The 23,053-nt window shown below is 60.1% G+C and carries 21 protein-coding genes, 4 tRNA genes and 1 pseudogene; 6 read left to right on the top strand and 20 right to left on the bottom strand.

What is annotated here, in order from left to right; translation table 11 throughout:
* From RH950_RS08225 to RH950_RS08205, 5 genes and pseudogenes are all read right to left on the bottom strand, one after another.
* Nucleotides 1-173, bottom strand: a pseudogene (locus RH950_RS08225) (NADH-quinone oxidoreductase subunit D); the annotation flags it as partial.
* The gene (locus RH950_RS08220; protein WP_350055531.1) at nucleotides 173-805 is read right to left on the bottom strand and encodes an NADH-quinone oxidoreductase subunit C; all 633 of its coding nucleotides are present in this window, start codon (nucleotides 803-805) and stop codon (nucleotides 173-175) included. The gene RH950_RS08220 and the pseudogene RH950_RS08225, both read right to left, overlap by 1 nt.
* Before the next feature lie 40 nt (nucleotides 806-845).
* Complete coding sequence (locus RH950_RS08215; RefSeq protein WP_350055529.1) at nucleotides 846-1,403, bottom strand: NuoB/complex I 20 kDa subunit family protein; 558 nt, start codon at nucleotides 1,401-1,403, stop codon at nucleotides 846-848.
* The gene (locus tag RH950_RS08210) at nucleotides 1,394-1,759 is read right to left on the bottom strand and encodes an NADH-quinone oxidoreductase subunit A (RefSeq protein ID WP_350055527.1); all 366 of its coding nucleotides are present in this window, start codon (nucleotides 1,757-1,759) and stop codon (nucleotides 1,394-1,396) included. The genes RH950_RS08215 and RH950_RS08210 overlap by 10 nt, the downstream gene beginning before the upstream one ends.
* Before the next feature lie 223 nt (nucleotides 1,760-1,982).
* Nucleotides 1,983-2,059: transfer RNA gene (locus tag RH950_RS08205), tRNA-Asp, on the bottom strand.
* Nucleotides 2,060-2,300: 241 nt separating this feature from the next.
* Here RH950_RS08205 and RH950_RS08200 point away from each other — a divergent pair.
* Nucleotides 2,301-2,708 (top strand): hypothetical protein, encoded by a 408-nt coding sequence (locus RH950_RS08200; protein WP_350055525.1) that lies wholly within the window; start codon nucleotides 2,301-2,303, stop codon nucleotides 2,706-2,708.
* A gap of 16 nt (nucleotides 2,709-2,724) precedes the next feature.
* On the opposite strand, the gene RH950_RS08195 is transcribed toward RH950_RS08200, so the two are convergent.
* The 9 genes from RH950_RS08195 to RH950_RS08155 all read right to left on the bottom strand — a co-directional run bounded on the left by RH950_RS08195 (nucleotide 2,725) and on the right by RH950_RS08155 (nucleotide 12,769).
* Nucleotides 2,725-2,800: transfer RNA gene (locus RH950_RS08195), tRNA-Val, on the bottom strand.
* Between the two features lie 90 nt (nucleotides 2,801-2,890).
* Nucleotides 2,891-3,163, bottom strand: coding sequence for a non-specific DNA-binding protein Hbs (gene hbs, locus RH950_RS08190; RefSeq protein ID WP_350055523.1), 273 nt, complete (start codon nucleotides 3,161-3,163; stop codon nucleotides 2,891-2,893).
* A gap of 269 nt (nucleotides 3,164-3,432) precedes the next feature.
* Nucleotides 3,433-5,832: an endopeptidase La gene (gene lon, locus RH950_RS08185; protein WP_350055521.1), complete on the bottom strand. Its 2,400-nt coding sequence runs from the start codon at nucleotides 5,830-5,832 to the stop codon at nucleotides 3,433-3,435.
* A 112-nt stretch (nucleotides 5,833-5,944) separates the two neighbouring features.
* Nucleotides 5,945-7,222 carry an ATP-dependent Clp protease ATP-binding subunit ClpX gene (clpX, locus tag RH950_RS08180; protein WP_350055519.1) on the bottom strand — a complete coding sequence of 426 codons (1,278 nt, stop codon included), beginning with the start codon at nucleotides 7,220-7,222 and terminating at the stop codon, nucleotides 5,945-5,947.
* A gap of 173 nt (nucleotides 7,223-7,395) precedes the next feature.
* On the bottom strand, nucleotides 7,396-8,037 hold the full coding sequence (gene clpP / locus RH950_RS08175; protein WP_350055517.1) for an ATP-dependent Clp endopeptidase proteolytic subunit ClpP: 642 nt from the start codon (nucleotides 8,035-8,037) through the stop codon (nucleotides 7,396-7,398).
* A gap of 71 nt (nucleotides 8,038-8,108) precedes the next feature.
* Entirely contained in the window at nucleotides 8,109-9,575 is a 1,467-nt protein-coding gene (gene tig, locus RH950_RS08170; protein ID WP_350055515.1) for a trigger factor, read from the bottom strand.
* A 64-nt stretch (nucleotides 9,576-9,639) separates the two neighbouring features.
* Nucleotides 9,640-9,724, bottom strand: a tRNA-Leu gene (locus tag RH950_RS08165).
* A gap of 86 nt (nucleotides 9,725-9,810) precedes the next feature.
* Nucleotides 9,811-11,229, bottom strand: coding sequence for a malonyl-CoA decarboxylase (locus RH950_RS08160; protein WP_350055513.1), 1,419 nt, complete (start codon nucleotides 11,227-11,229; stop codon nucleotides 9,811-9,813).
* 31 nt (nucleotides 11,230-11,260) lie between these two features.
* Nucleotides 11,261-12,769, bottom strand: a complete 1,509-nt coding sequence (locus tag RH950_RS08155; RefSeq protein WP_350055511.1) for an NAD(P)H-hydrate dehydratase — start codon at nucleotides 12,767-12,769, stop codon at nucleotides 11,261-11,263.
* A gap of 114 nt (nucleotides 12,770-12,883) precedes the next feature.
* Here RH950_RS08155 and RH950_RS08150 point away from each other — a divergent pair, with 114 nt between their 5' ends.
* A complete protein-coding gene (locus RH950_RS08150) occupies nucleotides 12,884-13,294 on the top strand; it encodes a DUF423 domain-containing protein (RefSeq protein ID WP_350055509.1) in 411 nt (136 codons plus the stop codon).
* Here RH950_RS08150 and RH950_RS08145 read toward each other — a convergent pair.
* Together RH950_RS08145 and RH950_RS08140 are read right to left on the bottom strand one after the other, a co-directional pair.
* Nucleotides 13,283-13,359: transfer RNA gene (locus tag RH950_RS08145), tRNA-His, on the bottom strand. The two genes, RH950_RS08150 and RH950_RS08145, sit on opposite strands and share 12 nt — an antisense overlap.
* A 93-nt stretch (nucleotides 13,360-13,452) precedes the next feature.
* Nucleotides 13,453-14,616: an aminotransferase gene (locus tag RH950_RS08140; protein WP_350055507.1), complete on the bottom strand. Its 1,164-nt coding sequence runs from the start codon at nucleotides 14,614-14,616 to the stop codon at nucleotides 13,453-13,455.
* 203 nt (nucleotides 14,617-14,819) lie between these two features.
* Between RH950_RS08140 and RH950_RS08135 the strand changes: the two genes are divergently transcribed.
* The 3 genes from RH950_RS08135 to glnA all read left to right on the top strand — a co-directional run bounded on the left by RH950_RS08135 (nucleotide 14,820) and on the right by glnA (nucleotide 18,154).
* Nucleotides 14,820-15,986, top strand: a complete 1,167-nt coding sequence (locus RH950_RS08135) for a pyridoxal phosphate-dependent aminotransferase (protein WP_350055505.1) — start codon at nucleotides 14,820-14,822, stop codon at nucleotides 15,984-15,986.
* Between the two features lie 213 nt (nucleotides 15,987-16,199).
* Nucleotides 16,200-16,538, top strand: a complete 339-nt coding sequence (locus RH950_RS08130) for a P-II family nitrogen regulator (protein ID WP_350055503.1) — start codon at nucleotides 16,200-16,202, stop codon at nucleotides 16,536-16,538.
* A 206-nt stretch (nucleotides 16,539-16,744) separates the two neighbouring features.
* Nucleotides 16,745-18,154 carry a type I glutamate--ammonia ligase gene (gene glnA / locus RH950_RS08125; protein ID WP_350055501.1) on the top strand — a complete coding sequence of 470 codons (1,410 nt, stop codon included), beginning with the start codon at nucleotides 16,745-16,747 and terminating at the stop codon, nucleotides 18,152-18,154.
* Between the two features lie 137 nt (nucleotides 18,155-18,291).
* On the opposite strand, the gene RH950_RS08120 is transcribed toward glnA, so the two are convergent.
* From RH950_RS08120 to RH950_RS08105, 4 genes are all read right to left on the bottom strand, one after another.
* On the bottom strand, nucleotides 18,292-19,167 hold the full coding sequence (locus tag RH950_RS08120; RefSeq protein WP_350055499.1) for a DMT family transporter: 876 nt from the start codon (nucleotides 19,165-19,167) through the stop codon (nucleotides 18,292-18,294).
* A gap of 119 nt (nucleotides 19,168-19,286) precedes the next feature.
* Nucleotides 19,287-19,922, bottom strand: a complete 636-nt coding sequence (locus RH950_RS08115) for a nucleotide-binding protein (protein WP_350055497.1) — start codon at nucleotides 19,920-19,922, stop codon at nucleotides 19,287-19,289.
* 57 nt (nucleotides 19,923-19,979) lie between these two features.
* The gene (locus RH950_RS08110) at nucleotides 19,980-20,372 is read right to left on the bottom strand and encodes a hypothetical protein (RefSeq protein ID WP_350055495.1); all 393 of its coding nucleotides are present in this window, start codon (nucleotides 20,370-20,372) and stop codon (nucleotides 19,980-19,982) included.
* Between the two features lie 49 nt (nucleotides 20,373-20,421).
* Nucleotides 20,422-20,814: an acyl-CoA thioesterase gene (locus tag RH950_RS08105; protein WP_350055493.1), complete on the bottom strand. Its 393-nt coding sequence runs from the start codon at nucleotides 20,812-20,814 to the stop codon at nucleotides 20,422-20,424.
* A gap of 107 nt (nucleotides 20,815-20,921) precedes the next feature.
* Here RH950_RS08105 and parE point away from each other — a divergent pair, with 107 nt between their 5' ends.
* The gene (parE, locus tag RH950_RS08100) at nucleotides 20,922-22,928 is read left to right on the top strand and encodes a DNA topoisomerase IV subunit B (protein ID WP_350055491.1); all 2,007 of its coding nucleotides are present in this window, start codon (nucleotides 20,922-20,924) and stop codon (nucleotides 22,926-22,928) included.
* Nucleotides 22,929-23,053: the final 125 nt, after the last annotated feature.

The raw sequence follows: 23,053 nt of genomic DNA, 5'->3' as shown, positions 1-23,053 counted from the left end.
TAGGTCTTGTACTCGATCAGCTTCTCGGTGCCGCGATGCAGCAGGCCGATATGCGGATCTGCCCGCTCGACGATCTCGCCATCCATTTCCAGCACAAGGCGCAACACGCCATGCGCGGCCGGATGCTGCGGGCCGAAATTGAGCGTAAGCGGCTTGATATGCGCTTCAGCCATCAGGAAGCTCCCTCTTCGCCCTGCTCTTCGGCTTTCTCGTCACCCGGGAGCAGCGAACGGGCGCCTTCCCACGGGCTGAGGAAATCGAAACTGCGATAATCCTGGACCAGTTTCACCGGCTCGTAGACCACCCGCTTCTGCTCGTCGTCATAGCGCACTTCGACATGACCGGTGAGCGGGAAATCCTTGCGCAGCGGATGGCCTTCAAAACCGTAATCCGTCAACAGCCGGCGCAGGTCCGGGTGATCAGAGAAGAACACACCGTACATGTCCCAGGTCTCGCGCTCGAACCAGCCGGCGGACGGGAATACTGAGGCGACTGACGGGACCGGCGTCACTTCATCGGTCCCGACCTTGACCCGGACCCGGTTGTTCTGCTGAACGCTGAGAAGATTGTAAACGACATCAAACCTCTGATCGCGTTCCGGATAATCGGTGCCGCAGAGATCGACGAGGCAGCGGAACTGACATTGCGAATCGTCCCGCAGAAAGGTCAGAACCTTGACGATATATTGCGGATGCGTGCGGAGCACGAGCTCGTCGAGGATGAATCCGACCTCAACCAGCGCTGTGTCGAGCTGGACTGACAGATAGTCCGCCAGCTCTCTCTGCATTTGTGTCGGTGATGCCATGCTGTCGCCTGCCTCTGCCTGGCGTTGGTCAGGACCCGTGTTAACGGGCAATCGTCGATGTGCGCTTGATCTTCTTCTGAAGCTGGAGAAGCCCGTAGAGAAGCGCCTCCGCCGTCGGCGGACAGCCTGGCACGTAGACGTCAACCGGAACGACCCGGTCGCAACCACGGACCACGGAATAGGAATAGTGATAGTAGCCGCCGCCATTCGCACAGGAGCCCATGGAGAGAACCCAGCGTGGCTCCGCCATCTGGTCGTAAACCTTGCGCAGGGCCGGCGCCATCTTGTTGGTCAGCGTCCCGGCGACGATCATCACATCGGACTGCCGCGGGCTCGGCCGGAACACCATGCCGAACCTGTCGAGATCATAGCGGCTTGCGGCCGAATGCATCATCTCGACGGCGCAGCAGGCCAGACCGAAGGTCATCGGCCAGAGCGAACCGCTCTGGGCCCAGTTGAAAAGCTTGTCCGCCTGGGCGACGACAAAGCCCTTCTCGTTCAGCTCTTCGCCGACAGCCTTCAGGATCGCGTCCTGATTGGCCCCCGGCGGAATCGGGTGATGATCCTGAGAAGCCTGCATAACCGGTCTCACTCCCATTCCAGCGCACCTTTGCGCCATTCGTAAACGAACCCGATCGTCAATACGCCGAGGAAGACGATCATCGACCAGAAGCCGAACAGCCCGATACCGCCGAGCGAGATCGCCCAGGGGAACAGAAAGGCCACTTCAAGGTCGAAGATGATGAAGAGGATGGCAACGAGATAGAATCGCACATCGAACTGGCCGCGGGAATCGTTGAATGCTTCGAAGCCGCACTCATAGGCCGAAACCTTCTCCGAATCAGGCCGCTGATGCACAACCAACAGAGATCCGATCACCATCGCCAGGCACAGCCCGATCGCGACGACGAGGAAAATCAGAATAGGCAAATATTCCCGCAGGATATCGCTCATATCGTCAGCTCTCTCTCATGCCCGGCGCTTCGGGGTTCAGATAGAGGTTGCCCCCACGCCTTGTTACCAGGCGCACTATAGTTCCATCGGGCCTCCAAGAAAAGCCCGTGTCGTTATAGAAAGGCGGAAAGAATTCTTTAAATTCCGAAGCTTGGAACGCGTTTTTCGGCCTCTGTCGGAGACAGGGCCGCGCGCGCTTCGGGATTTGATCTAATTATTTAAATGGCGGGAGTGACGGGACTCGAACCCGCGGCCTCCGGCGTGACAGGCCGGCGCTCTAACCAACTGAGCTACACCCCCGTTTCTCGGGTCGCAAGACCGTGCTTGGCACCGCCCCCGACGAGGAGGCGCTTATGTACTTTGGGGCCTATGGAGTGTCAAGCGCGATGGATCAGATTAGTGACTCTTTTTTTTCAGCGATATCGGCAAAGGGGGGAAATAGTCCGGTTTTCCGGAGAAAATTCTGTATTCTCCCGGACCATTCTCAATGCTTAAGCTATAGCATGGGAAGTACTATGGACCTGAGTGGGACATCCGCCCGATGATGACAGAACGCGATTACAGCCGACTCACAAAGCTCATCGCCATGCTCTCGAGCAAGAGCGATGGAGAGGTGCTGAACGCGGTCGATGCGATCAGCAACACCCTGAACCAGTACGGGCTCTCCTGGACCGACCTGCTGCTGCCCAGGAAGTTCCTCAAGGTGCGCAGCACACAGGAAGACGATCTCCCTGCGCAGCAGACGAGCAGCGAGCCCCTGGACCCCACACAGGCATCACCGAAGCAGATGTACGACGCGCTGATGGCGAGTCCCCGAGTCTCTATCGAGACCAAGCGGGATATCCGTGACTACGCCAAGGAGATTGCAGAAAATCGGGTGAGTCCGAAAACCAGGGCCGATGTGCAGGCCATGTACCGGTATGCCATCATGCAGGGGCGGCACATATAGCGTACCGGATCGGGAATGGTGGGCGCTGACGGGATCGAACCGCCGACCCTCTCGGTGTAAACGAGATGCTCTGCCAGCTGAGCTAAGCGCCCTTCCCGTCTGAAAGGGATATCCCTTTCAGACGAAACGCCGCCCCTTCTATCAGGGACGGCGTCACGCGAAAAGACAAGAAATCTATAGCGTCAGTTCAGGGCGTCTTTCAGCCCCTTGCCTGCCTTGAATTTCGGCTGCTTCGAAGCAGCAATTTTAATTTTCTCTCCGGTCCGAGGATTGCGGCCCTCACTCGCGGCACGCGATGCCACACTGAAAGTACCGAATCCAACCAGCCGAACCTCGTCACCGGATTTCAGCGCCGTGGTAACGGATTCGAGGACAGCATCGACAGCGGACGCCGCATCAGCTTTCGTCATGTCAGCAGAACCGGCAACAGCCGCTACGAGCTCATTCTTATTCACGTTATAGCCCCCCCTATCAAGAGATAGAATCACCCAGGAATTGGCCGGATTACCGACCCAATTGGTTTTCTACTCTAGATCGCAGGAAACGCAGGCGTCAATCTCACAACCGGCGGGTTTCCGCAGAATTACGGGGATCTTTTCACATTCATTCAATAATTTACCGACAATTTACCAGAAAATTTTACTGATTAGCGCAAAAAACCCCGGCTCTTGAGCCGGGGTTTTTCTGTTTTAGTGGTGACCGGTCGGTATCTTGGCCATTCAACCTAATGTGTTGTCAGTATTTTCTCGTTCTTCCCGTCCGGTGCAGCCACCGGCTCGATGACGGTCTCCTCCGGCTCAATCGGCACCAGAGGCTTCGTCAGCGCGGCCGCGAGCACCTCATCGACAGACGAGACCGGGATGATTTCCAGCCCCTGCTTGACGTTGTCCGGAATTTCAACGAGGTCCTTCTCGTTGTCCTTCGGGATCAGGACAACCTTCAAGCCGCCGCGCAAGGCCGCAAGGAGCTTCTCTTTCAAGCCGCCGATCGGCAGCACCCGCCCGCGCAATGTGACCTCACCGGTCATCGCAACGTCACGTCGGACCGGGATACCGGTCAGTACAGATACGATCGACGTCACCATGCCAACGCCGGCCGAGGGGCCGTCCTTCGGCGTCGCGCCTTCCGGTACATGCACGTGGATATCCCGGTTTTCGATGCTTTTCAGAGGAATGCCGAACATGAAGGAGCGGGATTTCACGAAGCTTTCGGCCGCCTGGATCGATTCGCGCATGACATCGCCGAGCTTGCCGGTCGAAATCACCTTCCCCTTTCCGGGCACAGTCACCGATTCGATGGACAGCAATTCGCCACCAACTTCGGTCCAGGCCAGACCGGTGGTCACGCCCACCATGTCGATTTCCTCGGCCTCGCCATACCGGTACTTCCGCACGCCGGCGTATTTTTCCAGATTCTCCGGTGTCACCTCGACGAGCTTGACCCCGTCCATGAGGATTTCCTTGACCGACTTGCGCGCAAGATTGGCCAGCTCGCGCTCAAGGTTCCGCACACCGGCTTCCCGCGTGTAATAGCGGATCAGGTCACGGAGACCGTCGTCGGTGATCGACCATTCGCCTTTCTTGAGACCATGCTGCTCGACCTGCTTGTTGATCAGGTGGCGCTTGCAGATCTCCAGCTTCTCATCTTCGGTATAGCCGGAGATCCGGATGATCTCCATCCGGTCGAGAAGCGGCTGCGGCATCCGAAGTGTGTTGGCCGTGGTTACGAACATCACGTCGGACAAGTCGTAGTCGACTTCCAGATAATGGTCCTGGAAGGACGTGTTCTGCTCAGGGTCGAGTACCTCCAGCAAGGCAGAGGACGGGTCGCCCCGATAGTCGTTGCCAAGCTTGTCGATCTCATCGAGCAGGAACAGCGGATTGGAAGTCTTTGCCTTCTTCATCCCCTGAATGACCTTGCCCGGCAATGAGCCGATATAGGTCCTGCGGTGCCCGCGGATCTCCGCCTCGTCACGGACGCCGCCAAGCGACATGCGGACAAAGTTGCGACCGGTCGCTTCCGCCATGGACTTGCCAAGCGAGGTCTTGCCGACACCGGGAGGGCCCACGAGACACAGAATCGGACCCTTCACCTTGCCGGTACGCAGTTGCACGGCGAGATATTCCAGGATCCGTTCCTTGACCTTCTCGAGTCCGTAATGGTCCCGATCAAGAACCGACTGGGCCAGCTTGATGTCTTTCTTGACCCGCGAGCGCTTCTTCCACGGAATGGAAAGCATCCAGTCAAGATAATTGCGCACCACGGTCGCTTCGGCGGACATCTGGCTCATGTTGCGCAGCTTCTTCAGCTCCGCATCGGCCTTCTCGCGTGCTTCCTTGCTGAGCTTGGTCTTGCGAATGCGCTCTTCAAGCTCGACCAGTTCATCGCGGCTGTCGTCGGTTTCGCCAAGTTCCTTCTGAATGGCCTTCATCTGCTCATTCAGATAATACTCGCGCTGGGTCTTCTCCATCTGCCGCTTGACGCGGTTGCGGATGCGCTTCTCGACCTGAAGAACGCCGATCTCGCCTTCCATGAAGCCATAGACCCGCTCGAGCCGCTCGTTGACCGTCTCGCTTTCGAGCAATTCCTGCTTCTCGGCGATCTTCAGCGCCAGGTGAGAGGCAATGGTGTCCGTCAGCTTGGCCGGGTCTTCGATCTGATTGACCGAAACCAGAACCTCCGGCGGGATCTTCTTGTTCAGCTTGATATATTGCTCGAACTGGGAGACCACGGCGCGGGCAAGCGCCTCCTGCTCCGGCTCTTCGCTCTCTTCGTCGACCATCGGTTCGGCGAAAGCTTCGAAGAAATCTTCATTTTCCTTGAACGCTGTAATGCGCGCGCGCTGAACTCCCTCGACCAGAACCTTCACGGTTCCGTCCGGGAGTTTCAGGAGCTGCAGCACGGTTCCGACCGTGCCGACGGTATAGATGTCATCCGGAGACGGATCGTCGTCCGCTGCATTCTTCTGAGTCACCAGAAGGATCTGCTTGTCGTCCTTCATCACGTCTTCGAGGGCGCGCACCGATTTGTCGCGGCCGACGAAAAGCGGGACGATCATATGCGGAAAGACAACGATGTCACGCAGCGGAAGGACGGGGAAACTCGAGGTGCCTGTCTCTTGCATCAGTCTTTCAATTCTCTCCCCTGTGCAAAAACGGTTGCCCGGATGGGGAAAGTGCCCGGCAAACCTCTATTCAGATGGCCCCGCCCCCGACACCGTTCAAGTCGGGAGTGGTTCAGGCACTGGTGCCGACATCCTCGCGCTTGTCCGAATGGACCATGATCGGCGCGGCGCCGCTATCGACCACCTCGCCATTGATAATGATCTCTTCGACATCATCCATGCCGGGCAGATCGAACATCGAATCCAGCAGGATGCCTTCCATGATGGAACGCAGGCCACGTGCCCCGGTCTTGCGCTCAATGGCCTTCTGCGCGATCGACTGCAGGGCCTCCTCGCGGAATTCCAGATTGACGTTCTCCATCTCGAACAGCCGCTGGTACTGCTTGACCAGCGCGTTCTTCGGCTTGGTCAGGATGTCGACCAGGGCGTCGTTGTCGAGATCCTCAAGCGTCGCGACAACCGGCAGCCGGCCGACGAACTCGGGAATCAGGCCGAATTTCAGCAGATCCTCGGGCTCGACCTCGCGCAGAACCTCACCGGTCCGGCGATCGTCCGGTGACTGTACATCAGCACCGAAGCCAATGGAGGAGCCCTGCGAGCGGTTCGAGATGATCTTCTCGAGCCCGGCAAAGGCACCACCACAGATGAACAGGATGTTTGTCGTGTCGACCTGCAGGAACTCCTGCTGCGGATGCTTCCGGCCGCCCTGCGGCGGAACCGATGCGACAGTGCCTTCCATGATCTTCAGCAAGGCCTGCTGCACGCCCTCGCCCGACACATCGCGGGTGATCGACGGGTTGTCCGACTTGCGGCTGATCTTGTCGACCTCGTCGATATAGACGATGCCGCGCTGGGCCCGCTCGACATTGTAGTCGGCCGCCTGCAGCAGCTTCAGGATGATGTTCTCGACATCCTCGCCGACATAGCCGGCTTCGGTCAGGGTCGTGGCGTCCGCCATGGTGAACGGGACATCGATGATCCGGGCCAGTGTCTGGGCCAGCAACGTCTTGCCGCAACCGGTCGGACCGACCAGCAGGATGTTGGACTTCGCCAGCTCGACATCGTTGTTCTTGCTGGAATGCGAGAGGCGCTTGTAGTGATTGTGCACCGCGACGGACAGGATCCGTTTCGCATAGGGCTGGCCGATCACATAATCGTCCAGCACCTCCATGATATCGCGCGGAGTCGGAACCCCGTCGCGCGACTTCACCAGCGTGGTCTTGTGCTCTTCACGGATGATGTCCATGCAGAGCTCGACGCATTCGTCGCAAATAAAGACCGTGGGGCCCGCGATCAGTTTGCGGACCTCGTGCTGACTCTTGCCGCAGAACGAGCAGTACAAGGTGTTCTTCGAATCACCACCGTTCGTGCTTCCGCCGGATTTGCTCATCTTATCCACATTCGTTACGGGACGGCTGATTGGTCATGTTAGCCAAAGGCGCCGAAGCCGCACAACGTCAAAAAATCACGCGATGTCAGGCAACGGAAATATGGCTTGGTGCGAACTGGCCGCTTAGTGGCCCCGTCAGCCGTCACCGGCGGGGCCATTTACCTCGGATCGGATCAGCTTTTAGCGCCGTCTTTTTTCTCGTCGAGCGGCCGCTTATCAACGACTTCATCGATCAGGCCGAACGCTTTTGCTTCCTCGGGAACCATGAAATTATCGCGTTCCATGCCGGCTTCAACCTCTTCGATCGAACGGCCGGTATGTTTCACATAAATCTCGTTCAGACGCGCACGCGTCTTCAGGATTTCCCGGGCGTGAATCTCGATATCGCTCGCCTGCCCCTGGAATCCGCCGGACGGTTGGTGGATCATGATCTTTGCCTGCGGCAGACTGTAGCGCTTGCCCTTGGCTCCCGCGGTCAACAGCAGGGAGCCCATGGACGCGGCCTGCCCCATGCAGACGGTCGAGACGTCGGGGCGGATATATTCCATCGTGTCATACATCGCCAGGCCCGAGGTCACGACCCCTCCCGGCGAATTGATGTACATGGCGATGTCCTTCGTCGGATTCTCGGCTTCAAGGAAAAGAAGCTGAGCGCATACGACACTGGAAATGGCATCATTGATCGGGCCGACAACAAAGATGATCCGCTCTTTCAGCAAGCGGGAATAGATATCGTAGGCCCGCTCACCACGGTTGGTCTGTTCGACCACCATGGGGACCAAGGAGTTCATATAGATCTCTGCGGGATCATGCATTGTGTCGGCCTTCATCGGGTTACGTCGCAATCGGTTGGAAACCAGCATATGGGGATTGCATCCCCATACGGCTAGCCTTCCGCAGCGTCGTCTGTTTTTTTGCTTTTTGCAGCAGGCTTTTTCGCCGGCGCCTTCTTTTTCGCGGCCGGCTTCTTGGCTGCGGCCTTCTTCGCCGGTTTTTCCTCGGCAGCCTCTTCGTCGTCGTCCTTGAAGAGCTCTTCCGCGGTCACTGTCTTCTCGGTGACCTTGGCCATCTCGACAATGAAATCGACAATCTTGTCCTCAAGCAGCGGTGCCCGGATGTTGGCCTGGGCCTGGGCGTTCTGCTGGTAGAACTGCACGACCTGCTGTTCCTGGCCCGGATACTTCGTGGCTTCCTGATAGATCGCCCGGGCGACTTCCTCGTCACCGATCGAAATATTGTTCAGGCGGCCGACTTCCTGCAGCAGGAGGCCGAGGCGGACCCGGCGCTCGGCGATGCCGCGATATTCGGCCTTGTCCTCATCGCTGAGGGCCTCGTCGGCGGCGTGCTGGTGCGCATGATCGTGGTCGTGATCATGGTCGTGATCATGCTGCTGCGGATTTACCGCCTGGCAGATCGCGTCATATTCCGCCTGCACCATGCCATCCGGCACTTCGAAGGAATGCTTCTTCTCAAGCGTGTCGAGCAGCGTCCGCTTCAGCTTGTTCCGGGCGGCACCAACATATTCCTGGGCCAGCTGGCCCTTGATGGCTTCCTTCAGGCTGTCGAGATCGTCCATGCCGAACAGCTTGGCGAACTCGTCATCGATCTTCGGATCGGACGTCTCGCGGATTTCCGTGACTTCGGTTTCGAAGATCGCTTCCTTACCGGCAAGGCTGGCCTGACCGTAATCTTCCGGAAAGGTGACCTTGACGTCGACCTTGTCGCCGGCATTCACGCCGACCAACTGCTCCTCGAAGCCCGGGATGAAGGTGCCGGAACCGAGCTCGAGCTGGTGACCTTCAGCGCTGCCGCCGTCGAATGCCTCACCATCCACCATGCCCTTGAAGTTGATGACGACGATGTCACCGGACTTGGACTTCCGCTTGCCCTTGATCGGCTCGGAGCTCTTGTGCTGGGAGGCCAGCTTGCCAATCGCCTCGTCCAGATCTGCTTCGCCCGGCTCTGCGGTCAGGCGCTCGATCTCGAGAGTCGAGAAATCGATCGGGGTGATTTCCGGCATGATGTCGACCACCATGCTGAATTCGAGATCACCGCCTTCTTCGAATTTGGTGATTTCGATCTGCGGCTGCGTCGCGGCGCGCAGTTCCCGTTCCTCGAGCGTCTTCTGGGACGTCTCGTTTACGGTTTTCTCCAGCACTTCGCCCATGACCGACGGGCCGTAGCGCTTCTTCAGGAGCGCGACCGGAACCTTGCCCGGTCGGAAACCGGGCATGTTGATGGTCGGGGCTAGCTGCGTCAGACGCGCATCGACCTCGCCGTTAATGGTATCGGCGGGAATCAGGACCTGGAATTCGCGCTTCAGGCCTTCGGAGGAAGTTTCGGTAACCTGCATTGGTTTTCGCTCAATCTGCTTCGTCTGCGTACGCCCACGATACTCGCGCCATGGCCTAATCCGATGGTGCGGGTGAAGGGACTTGAACCCCCACGGCTTTCGCCACCAGAACCTAAATCTGGCGTGTCTACCAATTCCACCACACCCGCGAGCCTCTTGGCGTCCATGGAGGCGCCATGTCATATAGGACCGGCATGGCTATCCGAACCGGCCCGGCGCGTCAACAGTTATGGCGTCAGTCGCGAAGCAGCGGTTTCACAGAGGAAGAGACCGCTATTTTCCCGGAGGAGGAATAGGCACCGCTATTACTCTCGATGTCGCTCACACGGTAAAGATAATTGATCATCATCCCGTGCGCCTGGGCCAGGCCTTTCTCGGATGTGTCCCCGAGCCAGTTGAGCCGCTCCATGCGGGCGCCGTTGGACAGGTGGAAATGCGCGACCGGGTCCCTGGCCTTGCCGTCCGGACGGCGCTCCCCGTGGACATATTGCGCCGCCAGCCGGCTCACAGGGCCTTTCAAGGCCGCTGCAAGCTGCTCGTCCCTGAACCAGCCCGGGCGCCCCAGCGCGGACTTCAGCCGTTCGCCATCACTCTCGCCATCGACAAGCGGCGACAGGGCCTTGCGCTCCGTGTTGGTCAGCTCGAACGCATCTTCGTCCAGGATCTTCGCCGACCATTTTCCGAAACCGGGGATTGGCGACAGGGTGGCGAATTTCTTCAGGTTAGGCACGTCGTGCTTCAGCAGATCGACGACTCGCTTGATCAGGAAGTTGCCGAAACTGATACCGACCAGCCCCTTTTGCGCATTGGAGATCGAATAGAAGATCGCCGTGGTCGCCGCCGCGACATCCCCCATGGGCGCGTCGGCATCAAGAATGTCGTGCACATTGGCCGCCATCTCGGGCACCAGCGCAACTTCGACGAAAATAAGCGGCTCCTGCGGCATGGCCGGGTGAAAATAGGCAAAGCAGCGGCGATCGGAATCAAGCCGGTTCTTCAGGTCATCCCAGGAGCGGATTTCATGCACCGCCTCGTAAGCGATCAGCTTCTCGAGGATTGACGCAGAACTCTCCCAGGTGATCTGGGTCAACTCCAGCAGCCCGACATCGAACCAGGCACTCAACATCTCGCGCAGATCGTCGGAAAGCGCCTTTATCGCCGGCTCGGCACGGGCGTATTCCAGCATCACGACCCGCATGTCGACGAGGAACTTCACCCCTTCCGGCAGCGTCGTGAAACGCTTCAGGAGCCGGCGCCAGCGCGGCTCGAGCGCGCGCCGCAGGGTGGCTTCCGCCTTCGCCCGCGCCTCATCGCTTTTCGCGGCCCTGAGCCCGTCGACAGCCGCATCGACGGCCTCGCGGTCAATTCCGTAATTTTCGGCCAGCAGCTTGAGAAAGCGCAGCTGCCCGGCCGGCTCAAGCTCCAGATACATCCGTCCGAGATCCGCAGCACGGGCGCGGGCAGAAACCTCGTCCGCCCGCACCGTCAGGCAATTTTCCATCTGCTGACGGACGCGCTCCAGATCCTCATCCGGAAGATCGGGACGCGGCAGGTCGGAGAACATATGGCGCGTGGAATCCGAAAGCCCCGACCATGCCTGGCGCAGGTTGCTGAGGGTTCGGTCGATAAGACTGGTCGGTTGATCGTTTGGCATGATTTAAAGATGGCCCAGCTACGCGTTGCCTTCAACGCTCTCTTGATGAAGAATTTCTGGATATCGCCGACCATCCAAGATCGTCGACGAAAATCTTCGGAAAAATCTCTGGCAGGTCCTCGGCTATCAGGCCCGGCCCGAAGCGCGCGGCCGCAGCGCCATTCATCCAGACCGCGGCGGCGGCGGCTTCGAATGCCGGAATCCCCTGTGCCAGAAAGCCGAGAATGGTGCCGGCCAGGACGTCCCCGGTTCCGCCGGTCGCAAGCCACGGCGGTGCGTTCGCATTGATTGCCGCCCGGCCATCCGGTCCGGCAATCACCGTATCCGGCCCCTTCAGAACGACCACAGCCCCGACAAGGCTGGCGGCGGCGCGGGCCCGCTCCAGCTTACTGCCGGAGAAACCGGGAAACAGTCTGGCAAACTCTCCCTGATGCGGGGTCATAACGACCGGCCCTTCGATCACTCGGGAAAGCGTTTCTGCCTCCCCTGCGAAGACAGTCAGGGCGTCAGCATCCAGAACGACGGCTTTTCCCGACCGCAGAACCATTTCCGCAATCCATCGCGTGCGGTCCGAGATGCCGTGTCCCGGTCCAACGAGAACCGCATTCTTTCGCGAATCTTCAAGAAGTGCCGCGAACAGGTCCGGCGAATCAGCGGGGGTTGTGATGATGCCCGGCGCGTCGGCCGCAAATAACGGGCACAGGGATTCCGGCGCGGCAACGGTCAGCAACCCTGCCCCCGCCCGGCGTGCGGCCCTCGCCGCCAGACGACCGGCCCCCGTCATGGGGCCGCCGCTGATCACGGCATGGCCGCGCGTGTATTTGTGACTGTCGGCACCGGGACGCGCCAGACTTGCCGACCAGAGGTCCGGTGCGTTCTCGAAGGTTTTTGGCTCGATCTCGGCAAGAACGTCAGCGTGAATGCCGATATCGGAAACGACAAGCTCACCCGCCAGTGCGCGCCCGGGATACAGCAGATGTCCCGGCTTCTTGCGGAAGAAGGTCACGGTCAATGCGGCAGGAGCGGCAATGCCCCGGACGGCACCACTATTGCCGTCCACACCGCTCGGCATGTCGACTGCGACCGACGCCAGTCGCCCTGTCTTCACTGCGGCCTCTGCGTGCGAAAGGAAATCAAGGGCATCGCCCTCGATATTTCGGGTCAGTCCGGCTCCGAACAGCGCATCGACCAGCAATGCCGCGCCCTCCAGCAGATCAGGCTGCAGCGATTCGACCGGCCCGTTCCAATTGGCGAAAGCCAGCGCTGCGTCATCGCTCAGACGGTCGCTTGCGCCCAGCAGCGCCAGCGAGATGTCCCAGCCCCTGTCCCTCAACACGCGGGCGACCACGAATCCGTCGCCGCCATTGTTACCCGGCCCGCAGGCGACCAGTGTCCGGCGCGGCGCAAATCGGGCGGCGATCGCGTCGGCAATGGCCAGACCGGCATTCTCCATCAGCGCAATGCCGGGCACACCGTTCCGGATGGTGATCCGGTCCGCTTCCGCCATTTCCGCGACGCTCAGCAGCGTCAGATCGTCCACATGCGCCTCCCGACCTTGAGTCGGGCGGAGGATAGGGCGAGAGTGCCGGTCGTGAAATGCGATAAATCAGTACCGCCAGAAACCTGCACGCCGAAACACGTCCGGAAACGCGCGATGATCCTCCTGAACCGTGGTCTCTGGATCGCTCTTGGCCTGGCCGGTCTCGTTGCCGTCGGCATCGGCGCCTACGGCGCGCATGCCGCCGGATTCGACGCGGTCGCGCATGAACGATTCGCCAGTGCCCTGCTTTATCACCTGGTGCATCTCGCCGGTATTGCCGCAGCGCTCGTCATCAGCGGACGCCGACACGCAAGGCTGGCGACGGCAAGCGCTATTCTGTTTCTGACCGGGATAATGCTGTTCTCGGGGTCGCTCTATGCCAGCGCGTTCACCGCCGGGGCGACGCCGACCCTGCTCGCCCCCTATGGCGGCATGAGCTTCATGCTCGGCTGGCTGGCGCTCGGCATTGCCGGTGCCCGGTCAGTTGGTCGACGGAATCAGGAAGAGGGGGAGTGGGGCGAGTGATGGGTCTTGAACCCACGACCTCCAGATCCACAATCTGGCGCTCTAACCAGCTGAGCTACACCCGCCACAAGTCCGCTCGCACATTCGCGAGGGCCGTTTACCTACTGTAACATTGCAGGCCCGTCAACCGGTTTACCGTGCCGCAATGCCGGTTCTTTTCAGCCGCCGAAATGGGCAGCCAGACGGGCGACGGCTTCGTCCAGAACGGCATCTTGCTTGGCAAAGCAAAAACGAATGAAGTTCTTGGACGCCGCGCCGGAATAAAAGCCGCTGACCGGCAGGGCAGTTACTCCTGCTTCGGTCGTGATATGGCGGCAGAAGGCGGCGTCATCGCCGTCAAATCCCAGCCCTGAGATATCGACAAACTGGAAATATGTGCCTTCACACTCAACGCACTCGACCCCTTTGATACGGCTCAGCCCGTCCGCCAGGCGATCACGCTTGGCCTGCATCGTATCCCGGAGTCCGGTGAAATAACTGTCCTCCTGGCCCAGTCCGAAGGCAACCGCGCGCTGCAGGTTCGGCGCCGTTGTGAACACCAGGAACTGGTGCGCCTTTGAAATCGGCTGCAGCAAGTCCGCCGGCGCGGTGACATACCCGACCTTCCAGCCGGTCACCGAAAAGGTCTTGCCGGCAGAACCGATCCGGACCGACCGCTCGCGCATGCCCGCCAGGGTCATCAGCGGGTGGTGCCGCCGGCCGTCGAAGGCCATGTGCTCGTAAACCTCATCGCATACCGCGTAGCAATCGAACTCGATCACAAGTTCGGCGATCGCTTTCAACTCCGCCTCGGTGAAGACCTTCGATGCCGGGTTCATCGGCGAGTTCAGCACCAGCAGCTTGGTTTTCTCGCTGAAGGCCGCCCTCAGGGCGGCGATGTCGAGCTTCCATTCCGGCGGGCGCAGGGTCACGATCTTCGGGATTCCCCCTGCCCGCCTGATGATCGGCTGATAGCAGTCATATGTGGGCTCGATCAGCACCACTTCGTCGCCCGGCTCGATCAGGCCGAAGAAGCATGCGGCCAGACCTTCCGTCGCCCCGGTCGTGACCATCACCTCGGATTGCCAGTCCACATCCAGATCGTAGAACCGCTTGTTATGGGTGGCGACCGCCTGCCGCAGTTCCGGCACACCGAGCATCGGCGGATACTGGTTCGGCCGGTCGAACAGGAAGTTCGAGGCCTGTTGCAGAACCGCGTCGGGGCCGCTGTCGTCGGGGAACCCCTGGCCCAGATTGATGGAGCCGTGCTCGATCGCCAGACGCGACATGACCTCGAACACGGTTGTTCCGAACGAGGACAAGAGGCTGTTTGCAGGCTTCATCGGCGCGGCTCCGAGGGATTCCGGGAAAAGAGTGGCATCGCGCTTAGCCTAAGGTTGCGGCCAATGCAAGGCTCCCGCGACAGTGCTGCAGCGCAGCACACTTTGCGCGCGGCGAAACTGCCAATTGAGCGTCCCATTTAGCACCGCTATAAGGACGGCACGGAAATTAATAAATTCCCGATAAAATCGGAAGGAACAGGGTGATGACCAGGCTCGCGGAACGACTGAACCATCTCGGCACGGAAACGGCTTTCTCCGTTCTGGCGCGGGCCAACAAGCTGGCCGCCGAAGGCCGCAGCATCATCAATCTCGGCATCGGTCAGCCCGACTTCCGGACCCCGGACAACATCGTCGAGGCGGCGGTCAAGGCGCTGCATGACGGGCATCACGGCTACACCCCGGCAAACGGTATTCCGGCCCTGCGCGAGGCCGTCGCCGCCAATCTTGAGAAACGGCACGGGGTTGCCGTCGATCCGGGCCGGGTTCTGGTTGTTCCGGGCGGCAAGGTGACCATGTTCCTCGCCATGATGATTTTCGGCGAACCGGGCGCGGAGATCATGTTCCCGGATCCCGGCTTTCCGATCTATCAGTCCGCTATCGAGTTTTCCGGCGCGAAAGCTGTTTCAATCCAGTTGCGCGAGGAGAATGGCTTTGCCTTTTCAGCCGAAGAGGTGCTGGCAGGCATCACCGAGCGGACCCGGCTGATCATCGTCAACAGCCCGGCCAACCCGACCGGCGGAGTCGTGCCCCGGGCCGAGTTCGACAAATTGGTGGCCGGACTTCAGGCCTGGCCGGATGTCGCCATCATGAGCGACGAGATCTACAGCGAGATGCTTTATGACGGCCGCGAGCATGTCAGCCTGCTGCAATATCCCGAAATCGCGGATCGCCTGATCCTGCTCGACGGCTGGTCCAAGACCTATGCGATGACCGGCTGGCGCCTCGGTTTCAGCGTCTGGCCAAAAGATGTCTTCCCGCACGCCGAGAAGCTCTGCGTGAACATCCATTCCTGCGTCAACGCGGCGGCCCAGTTCGCCGGACTTGAGGCCCTTACCGGGCCCCAGGACGCCGTGTCGGAAATGCTCACGGCGTTCGACGCGCGCCGCAAGGTCATCGTCAAGGAACTGAATGACGTCCCCGGCTTCCGCTGCATCGAGCCGGGCGGCGCCTTCTACACGTTCCCCAATATCGAAGGCACGGGCATGAAGGCCCAGGCGCTGCAGGAGAAGCTTCTGGAGGAAGCCGGTGTGGCGGTAATCGCCGGTACCAGCTTCGGTGGATTTGGTGAAGGCTACCTGCGCTTTTCATATGCCAATTCGACTGAAAACATCATCGAGGCCATCGCCCGCATTCGAAACTGCCTCGCCTGATCCGGGAGGGGCGATCGACTGCCTGTTTTTTGCTGCCTGTTTTTTAATCAGATGCGTTAAATTGGAGCAGAAAAGAGGCCCCCACGTCCCGATACCGCCCCTCTCTATTGTTTTTTTTCAAAGAGTTACGATTTATTTCGAAGTTGGCATGCGGAATGCTCTTAGTGGGCATGACCCGCAATCAGGGACATCAACAAGAAGAGCACAGGCGCAATGAAAAAAATCGAAGCCATAATCAAGCCCTTCAAGCTGGACGAGGTAAAGGAAGCGTTACACGAGGTCGGGATCCAGGGGATCACCGTGACCGAAGCCAAGGGGTTCGGTCGCCAGAAAGGGCATACCGAGCTCTATCGCGGGGCCGAGTACGTCGTCGATTTTCTCCCCAAGGTGAAAATCGAGGTCGTTATGGAGGACTCGCTGGTCGAACGGGCCGTGGACGCCATACAGTCCGCCGCCCGCACGGGGCGTATCGGAGACGGGAAGATCTTCGTCTCCAATATCGATGACGTGATCCGCATCCGAACCGGTGAATCCGGCGGGGATGCCCTCTAGCAACCTATGAACCCGTTTCTCCCGCCGGGAGAAACGAAACCCGTCCGACCCGACCCGGTCGGACAGAATCAATCGGCGGTGCCGGCACAATGTCCGGAACACCGTCAAACCAGGGACGCCCGGCCAGAAAGGCTTTCGGACAAGCCGCCAACGGTTGCTCCGAACGCCCGGAGAGGCATCGACCCATCAAGTCAGGAAGGAAGACTATGTCTGATGTGAACACCGTCTTGAGCATGATCAAGGAACATGATTGCAAGTTCGTTGATCTCCGTTTCACGGATCCGCGCGGCAAGATGCAGCACGTGACGCAGGCCATCGAGACGATCGACGAAGAAAGCCTCGTTGAAGGCTTCATGTTCGACGGTTCCTCCATTGCCGGCTGGAAAGCCATCAACGAATCCGACATGAGCCTCAAGCTGGATCTGTCCACGGCGCGCGTCGATCCGTTTTTCGCACAGCCGACCCTGATGATCCTGTGCGACGTCATAGATCCAATTACCGGCCAGCCCTACGAGCGGGATCCGCGTTCCACGGCGAAAGCTGCGCTGAACCACCTGAACAGCCTCGGTATCGGCGATACCGCTTTCTTCGGCCCGGAAGCAGAGTTCTTCGTGTTCGAGGACGTGAAGATCAAGACCGGCTCCAACATCGGCTATTACGAAGTCGATCACCCGGAAAGCCCACACAACTCGGCCCGCGCCTACGATGAAGGCAACATGGGTCACCGTCCGGGCGTCAAGGGCGGCTACTTCCCGGTGCCGCCGGTGGACAGCGAGCAGGACCTGCGCAGCGAGATGCTGGCGGTCATGGGCGAAATGGGTGTGGAAATCGAGAAGCACCATCACGAAGTCGCTCCGGCCCAGCACGAACTCGGCATGAAATTCGGCACGCTGATCGAGACCGCCGATGCCCTGCAGATGTACAAGTACGTCGTGCATAACGTCGCGCATGCCTATGGCAAGACCGCGACCTTCATGCCGAAGCCGATCGCCGGCGACAACGGCTCGGGCATGCACGTTCACCAGTCCATCTGGAAGGACGGCAAGCCGCTCTTCGCGGGTAACGGCTATGCCGATCTCTCCGAGATGTGCCTCTATTATATCGGCGGCATCATCAAGCACGCGAAAGCCATCAATGCCTTCTCGAACCCGACGACCAACAGCTACAAGCGCCTGGTCCCTGGCTTCGAAGCACCGGTCCTGCTCGCATATTCCGCGCGCAACCGTTCCGCTTCCTGCCGTATCCCGTTCGTGAACAGCCCGAAGGGCAAGCGCGTCGAGGTCCGGTTCCCGGATCCGGCCGGCAACCCGTACCTGACCTTCTCCGCCATGCTGATGGCCGGCCTCGACGGTATCCAGAACAAGATCCATCCGGGCGACCCGATGGACAAGGATCTGTACGACCTGCCGCCGGAAGAACTGGCCGATATCCCGACCGTCTGCGGCAGCCTGCGCGAAGCCCTCGAATCCCTCGATGCAGACCGTTCGTTCCTGACCCAGGGCGATGTCTTCACCAACGACCAGATCGATGCCTATATCGAGCTGAAGATGGATGAGGTCATTCGCTTCGAACAGACCCCGCATCCGGTTGAATTCGAGATGTACTACTCCGTCTAAGGCAACGGGTGGCCGGGTCTCCCGGCCGCTTCGTGTTTGACGATTTCAAGTCCTGTCGCCGGTGCGCACTATCCGGCGGCAGGCTTCCTCCCAAAACTCCGGCCGCTTCGCGCGGCCCTTTTTTTGTGGCAGACAGATCAGACCACGGGGCGTGGACGGATCAGCGCGATGAGCAGCCCGCTGGCCACGATGAGACCGCCCCCGGCAAACAGATGCAGTCCCGGGACCTCGCCGAAGAACAGCAGGCCGAAGATTCCGGCATAGATCAGGGTGCTGTAATAGAACGGCGCGATGAAACTCGCCTCGCCGATCGCGGCCGCACGAATGAACAGCAACTGCCCACACACCATGATTGACCCGACCCCGACCAGATAGGGCAACTGCGCCGGATCAGGCATCTGGAACACCGGAATGGCGGCAAGTCCCGAAAGCACGGCGCCGGACAGGTTGTTGATCGCCAGAATGGTGAGCGGCTTGTCAGACTGCGCGAGAAGCCGGATCGTCACCACCTCGGCCCCAACCAGAACTGCTGACAGGAGCGCTATCAGCGCCCCTGCCTGAAGCACGCCTGCCCCGGGGTGGTTCATGATCACCACGCCGGCGAGCCCGAGCGCTGCCCCGAACCAGCGGAGAGGCACCAGCCGTTCATGCAGGAAAAGAATGGCAAACAGCATGGCGAAGATCGGGCTGGTCCAGGCGATCGCCAGGGCATCTGCCAGGGGCATCATCCCGACGGCGGCGAAGGACGCCGTGACGCCCGCGGCCCCCAGGACAATCCGCAGGCCGTGCTTGGCCGGAACCTGAGTGCGAAAGACGTTGCGGCCGCGGCGCAGGATGAACGGCAGCAGGGTCAGAAACCCGAATCCGAAGCGCGCGAAGGTAATCTGCAGAGGATGAAGATGAGGTCCGGCATCGAGGATCTGCACGCCTTTGGCGCACGCATTCGCCCCGGCGAAAAAGGCACAGGCCACGACCACAAGCAATGCGGTCTTTAACGCAGATCCCGCTGGCATTTTTTGAGTCCCGTCAGATTTTCGACCGGCGGATCATCGGCAGCGGATGGAGCAGCCGCAACCGACATTGTTACAGCCCACACTGAATAAAAATGTACAACTGAATTAAAATTTACATTTTAGGAGGACAAACGTGATTCCTCGATAAAATCGATGAGCGGCTGGAAATCCATCACATGATCAAACGTACGACGGCTCTGGAGTTCCATGATGGCCAGGCCTTCCTGTGCCGCCTGGGCGAACAGCTGCGTGTCACGCAGTGTTGCTACCTTGGGAAACCCGAGCTCCTTTAGATACAGCTCCAATCGCTCAGCCGCCCTGGTGCGCAGCCGCACCCGGTTGCCAACAAAAGCGACCGCCCGCTTGTTCTTTCGGATCGGCTTCAGATCCGAAAGCTGGTCAATGAAATGCCGCGTTCCGTCCTCGTCAAAAGCCGAAGGAAGAACCGGAATGACGATGACGTCGGCCCGCTTCACGATGTCCTTCACCACGTCGCGGCTCATGGCCGCGACACAGTCCACGACAAGAATATCGGTTTTCTTGCGCGGCTTCGCACCATCTTCCTCAAGGTCGACACCGCTGATCTTCGGAACATCCGACGGGCGCCTGCGCAGCCAGCCGAGCGCGCTTTGCTGCACATCCAGATCGCCCAGTGCGGTTTGCAGCCCGCGTCCCGCATAGTGCGCCGCCAAGGTAGTGGCCAGCGTCGTCTTGCCGGCGCCGCCTTTGGTGTTCGCCACCGCGATGGTAAACATGCTCTCTCCGTCTGGTTGCCGCGGCTCCCGCCCCGAATGGTTCCGTCTCGATCACACTCACGGCAATTCGACTTCGAGGCTGCGCCCTCCCTCGCCATGCCGGCTGTCGCGCGCCTTCACGATTACCTTGCTGATGCCATCCGGAATCGCGACGCCGGAAAGCGACCGGGTGAATGGTTGCTCGTTGACATGCGGGTGATACAGCACGCGTGTCGCAAGCAGCGATCCATCGGGTGCCAAGACCGACCAGGCATTCGCATAGTGATCCCACCCTGTATCGGCGTGCCGCACAGTCACATGAAAGCTGTAGGAGCCGTCAGCCGCCCGTTCGATCTCCACCTTTTCAACATCAGCCTGTCCGGCGGACGCACCGTCGATCGGGCAAACGGCGAGACCTGCGACAATCAGCCAAAGCCCCATGCGCAAAAGTGGAATACGGTCAATCAACACGCCAATATGCGCACACAGTACGCCCTCGATGATTTTTTGACAACCCGTGTCACAGACTTTCCAGCTTTCGCTTTCTGCCGTTCACGTCAAGTGCAACGAACGTGAAATGCCCTTCTGTCACGAGAACTTCATCACCCTGGTAGGTCCCGGCGCGTATGACCCAGGCCTCGATACGGAAGGTCAGGGACGTGGTGCCCTGCCTTTCCAGGCTGGCATAGCAGCTGAGGACGTCGCCGACACGGACCGGTTTATGGAACGACATGGCTTCGACACCAACCGTTGCCACCCGGCTTTTTGCTCGTTGCGCTGCGGCCGTGCCACCGGCAATATCCATTTGACTGAGGACCCAACCGCCGAAAATATCGCCGCTCGGGTTCGTATCCGCCGGCATCGCGATCGTCCGCACTTGCAGCGTCCCGACCGGCTGACGAGCATCCTGCATCGTAACCACTCCTGATTGCTTGGCGACCAACGCCTATATCTTGTAGTATCGACCTGACTGACTACAGGATAAACCGTTTTTCTGGCCTCTGAGGACGCACCCCATCCATGTCGGACCTGTTCCAAAGCAACGCCGCCCGCAGCGATGACGACTATTCGGCCAAGGACATCGAGGTCCTTGAAGGCCTGGAGCCTGTGCGCCGGCGCCCTGGCATGTATATCGGCGGGACGGACGAGCGGGCGATGCATCATCTCGTGGCCGAAGTCCTGGACAATTCCATGGATGAGGCAGTCGCGGGATTCGCCAGCCGGATCGAGATCGACCTCAGCGCCGACATGACCGTGACCGTGCGGGACAATGGGCGCGGTATCCCGGTCGATCCGCATCCCAAGTTCAAGGACAAGTCCGCCCTGGAAGTCATCCTCTCGACGCTGCATGCGGGCGGCAAGTTTTCCGACAAGGTCTACAGCACATCGGGCGGCCTGCACGGCGTCGGCATCTCGGTGGTGAACGCGCTTTCCGACGTGATGGAAGTCGAGGTCGCGCGGGACAAGCAGCTTTACGCCCAGCGCTTCAGCCGCGGCATCACGCAAGGCCCGCTGGAAACCAGGGGGCCGGTACAGAACCGGCGCGGCACCACGGTGCGCTTTCACCCGGACGAGGAAATTTTCGGCAAGGCCCGGTTCCGCCCGGCTCATCTGTACAGGCTGGCCCGGTCCAAGGCCTATCTTTTCAAGGGCGTCGAGATCCGCTGGTCCTGCGACACAGTCCTGATCGGCGACGGGGACGAGACACCGGCCGCAGCCACCCTGCACTATCCGGGTGGCCTGGCAGACTTCCTGAACAGCACGCTCGGCGACCGCATGCTGATCGGCGAGGCCTTTGCCGGTGACAAGGAGGAAAGCGCGACGCGCGAGCGCGTCGAATGGGCGGTTACCTGGCCCGACGACCGCGACGACGGCTTCATGAACGCCTATTGCAACACCATTCCGACACCCAGCGGCGGCACGCACGAGGCTGGCCTGAGGAACGCGCTGCTGCGCGGTATCCGCGCCTATGCCGAAATGGTCGGCGGCCAGAAGAAGGCTGCGCAGATCACCGCCGAGGATGTCATGGGCGGCGCCTGCATCATGTTGTCTGTCTTCGTCAGGGACCCGCAGTTCCAGGGACAAACAAAGGAACGTCTGGTCAGCGCCCACGCCACCAAGCTGGTCGAGCAGGCGGTCAAGGACCATTTCGACCACTGGCTTTCGGCCAGTCCGGAAACATCGAACCAGCTTCTCGAACGGATCACCGAGCGGGCCGAGGACCGTCAGCGCCGCCGCCAGCAGAAAGAAGTCTCCCGCAAGACCGCGACGCGGAAGCTCCGCCTGCCGGGCAAACTCGCCGACTGCAGCAAGTCGGAACAGGAAAGCACGGAAATTTTCCTGGTCGAGGGCGACAGCGCCGGCGGCTCTGCCAAGCAGGCCCGCGATCGCGCCACCCAGGCGATCCTGCCGCTCCGCGGCAAGATCCTGAACGTAGCCAGCGCCTCGAACGAAAAGCTCCGCGGCAACCAGGAACTGTCGGATATCTCCCTCGCCCTCGGCTGCGGCACCGGGGATCGCTACGATGAAGACCAGTTACGCTACGGCAAGGTCATCATCATGACCGATGCCGATGTCGACGGCGCCCATATCGCGGCGCTGCTGATGACCTATTTCTTCCGCGAAATGCCCAAGCTGGTCGAGCGGGGCCATCTCTATCTCGCCCTGCCGCCGCTTTACCGGCTGACCCAGGGCACAAAATCGGTTTATGCCCGGGATGACGCCCATCGCGAGGAACTGATCCGGACCGAACTGACCGGACGGGCAAAAATCGAGGTCTCGCGCTTCAAGGGTCTCGGTGAAATGCCGCCAAAGCAACTCAAGGACACCACCATGGACCCGGCAAAACGGATCCTGCTGCGGGTTTCCGTGCCGCCGTCTCTGAAGGGACTTGATCCGGAAAGCGCGGACGCGGAAGCGCGCCGGGTCCTCGAACAAACCGTTGAAACGTTGATGGGACGGAAGCCGGAACTTCGCTTCCAGTTCATCCAGGACAATGCGAAATTCGTCACGGATATCGACATCTGATGCCGGCCGGGAAACGCATTTCCAGAAAAACCGACCGCTGATATCGTTTCATAATTATTACAAAAGTATGGTACGGATACTACACACACCACCAAAACATGGCTGGTGCGCGCGAATTTGGCGAT

It is taken from the genome of Nisaea sp. (genome assembly GCF_040217065.1).
Taxonomy (GTDB): Bacteria; Pseudomonadota; Alphaproteobacteria; order Thalassobaculales; family Thalassobaculaceae; genus Nisaea.
The sequence above is the reverse complement of the archived record's forward strand: the minus strand, read 5'-3'. Positions and strand labels throughout refer to the sequence as shown.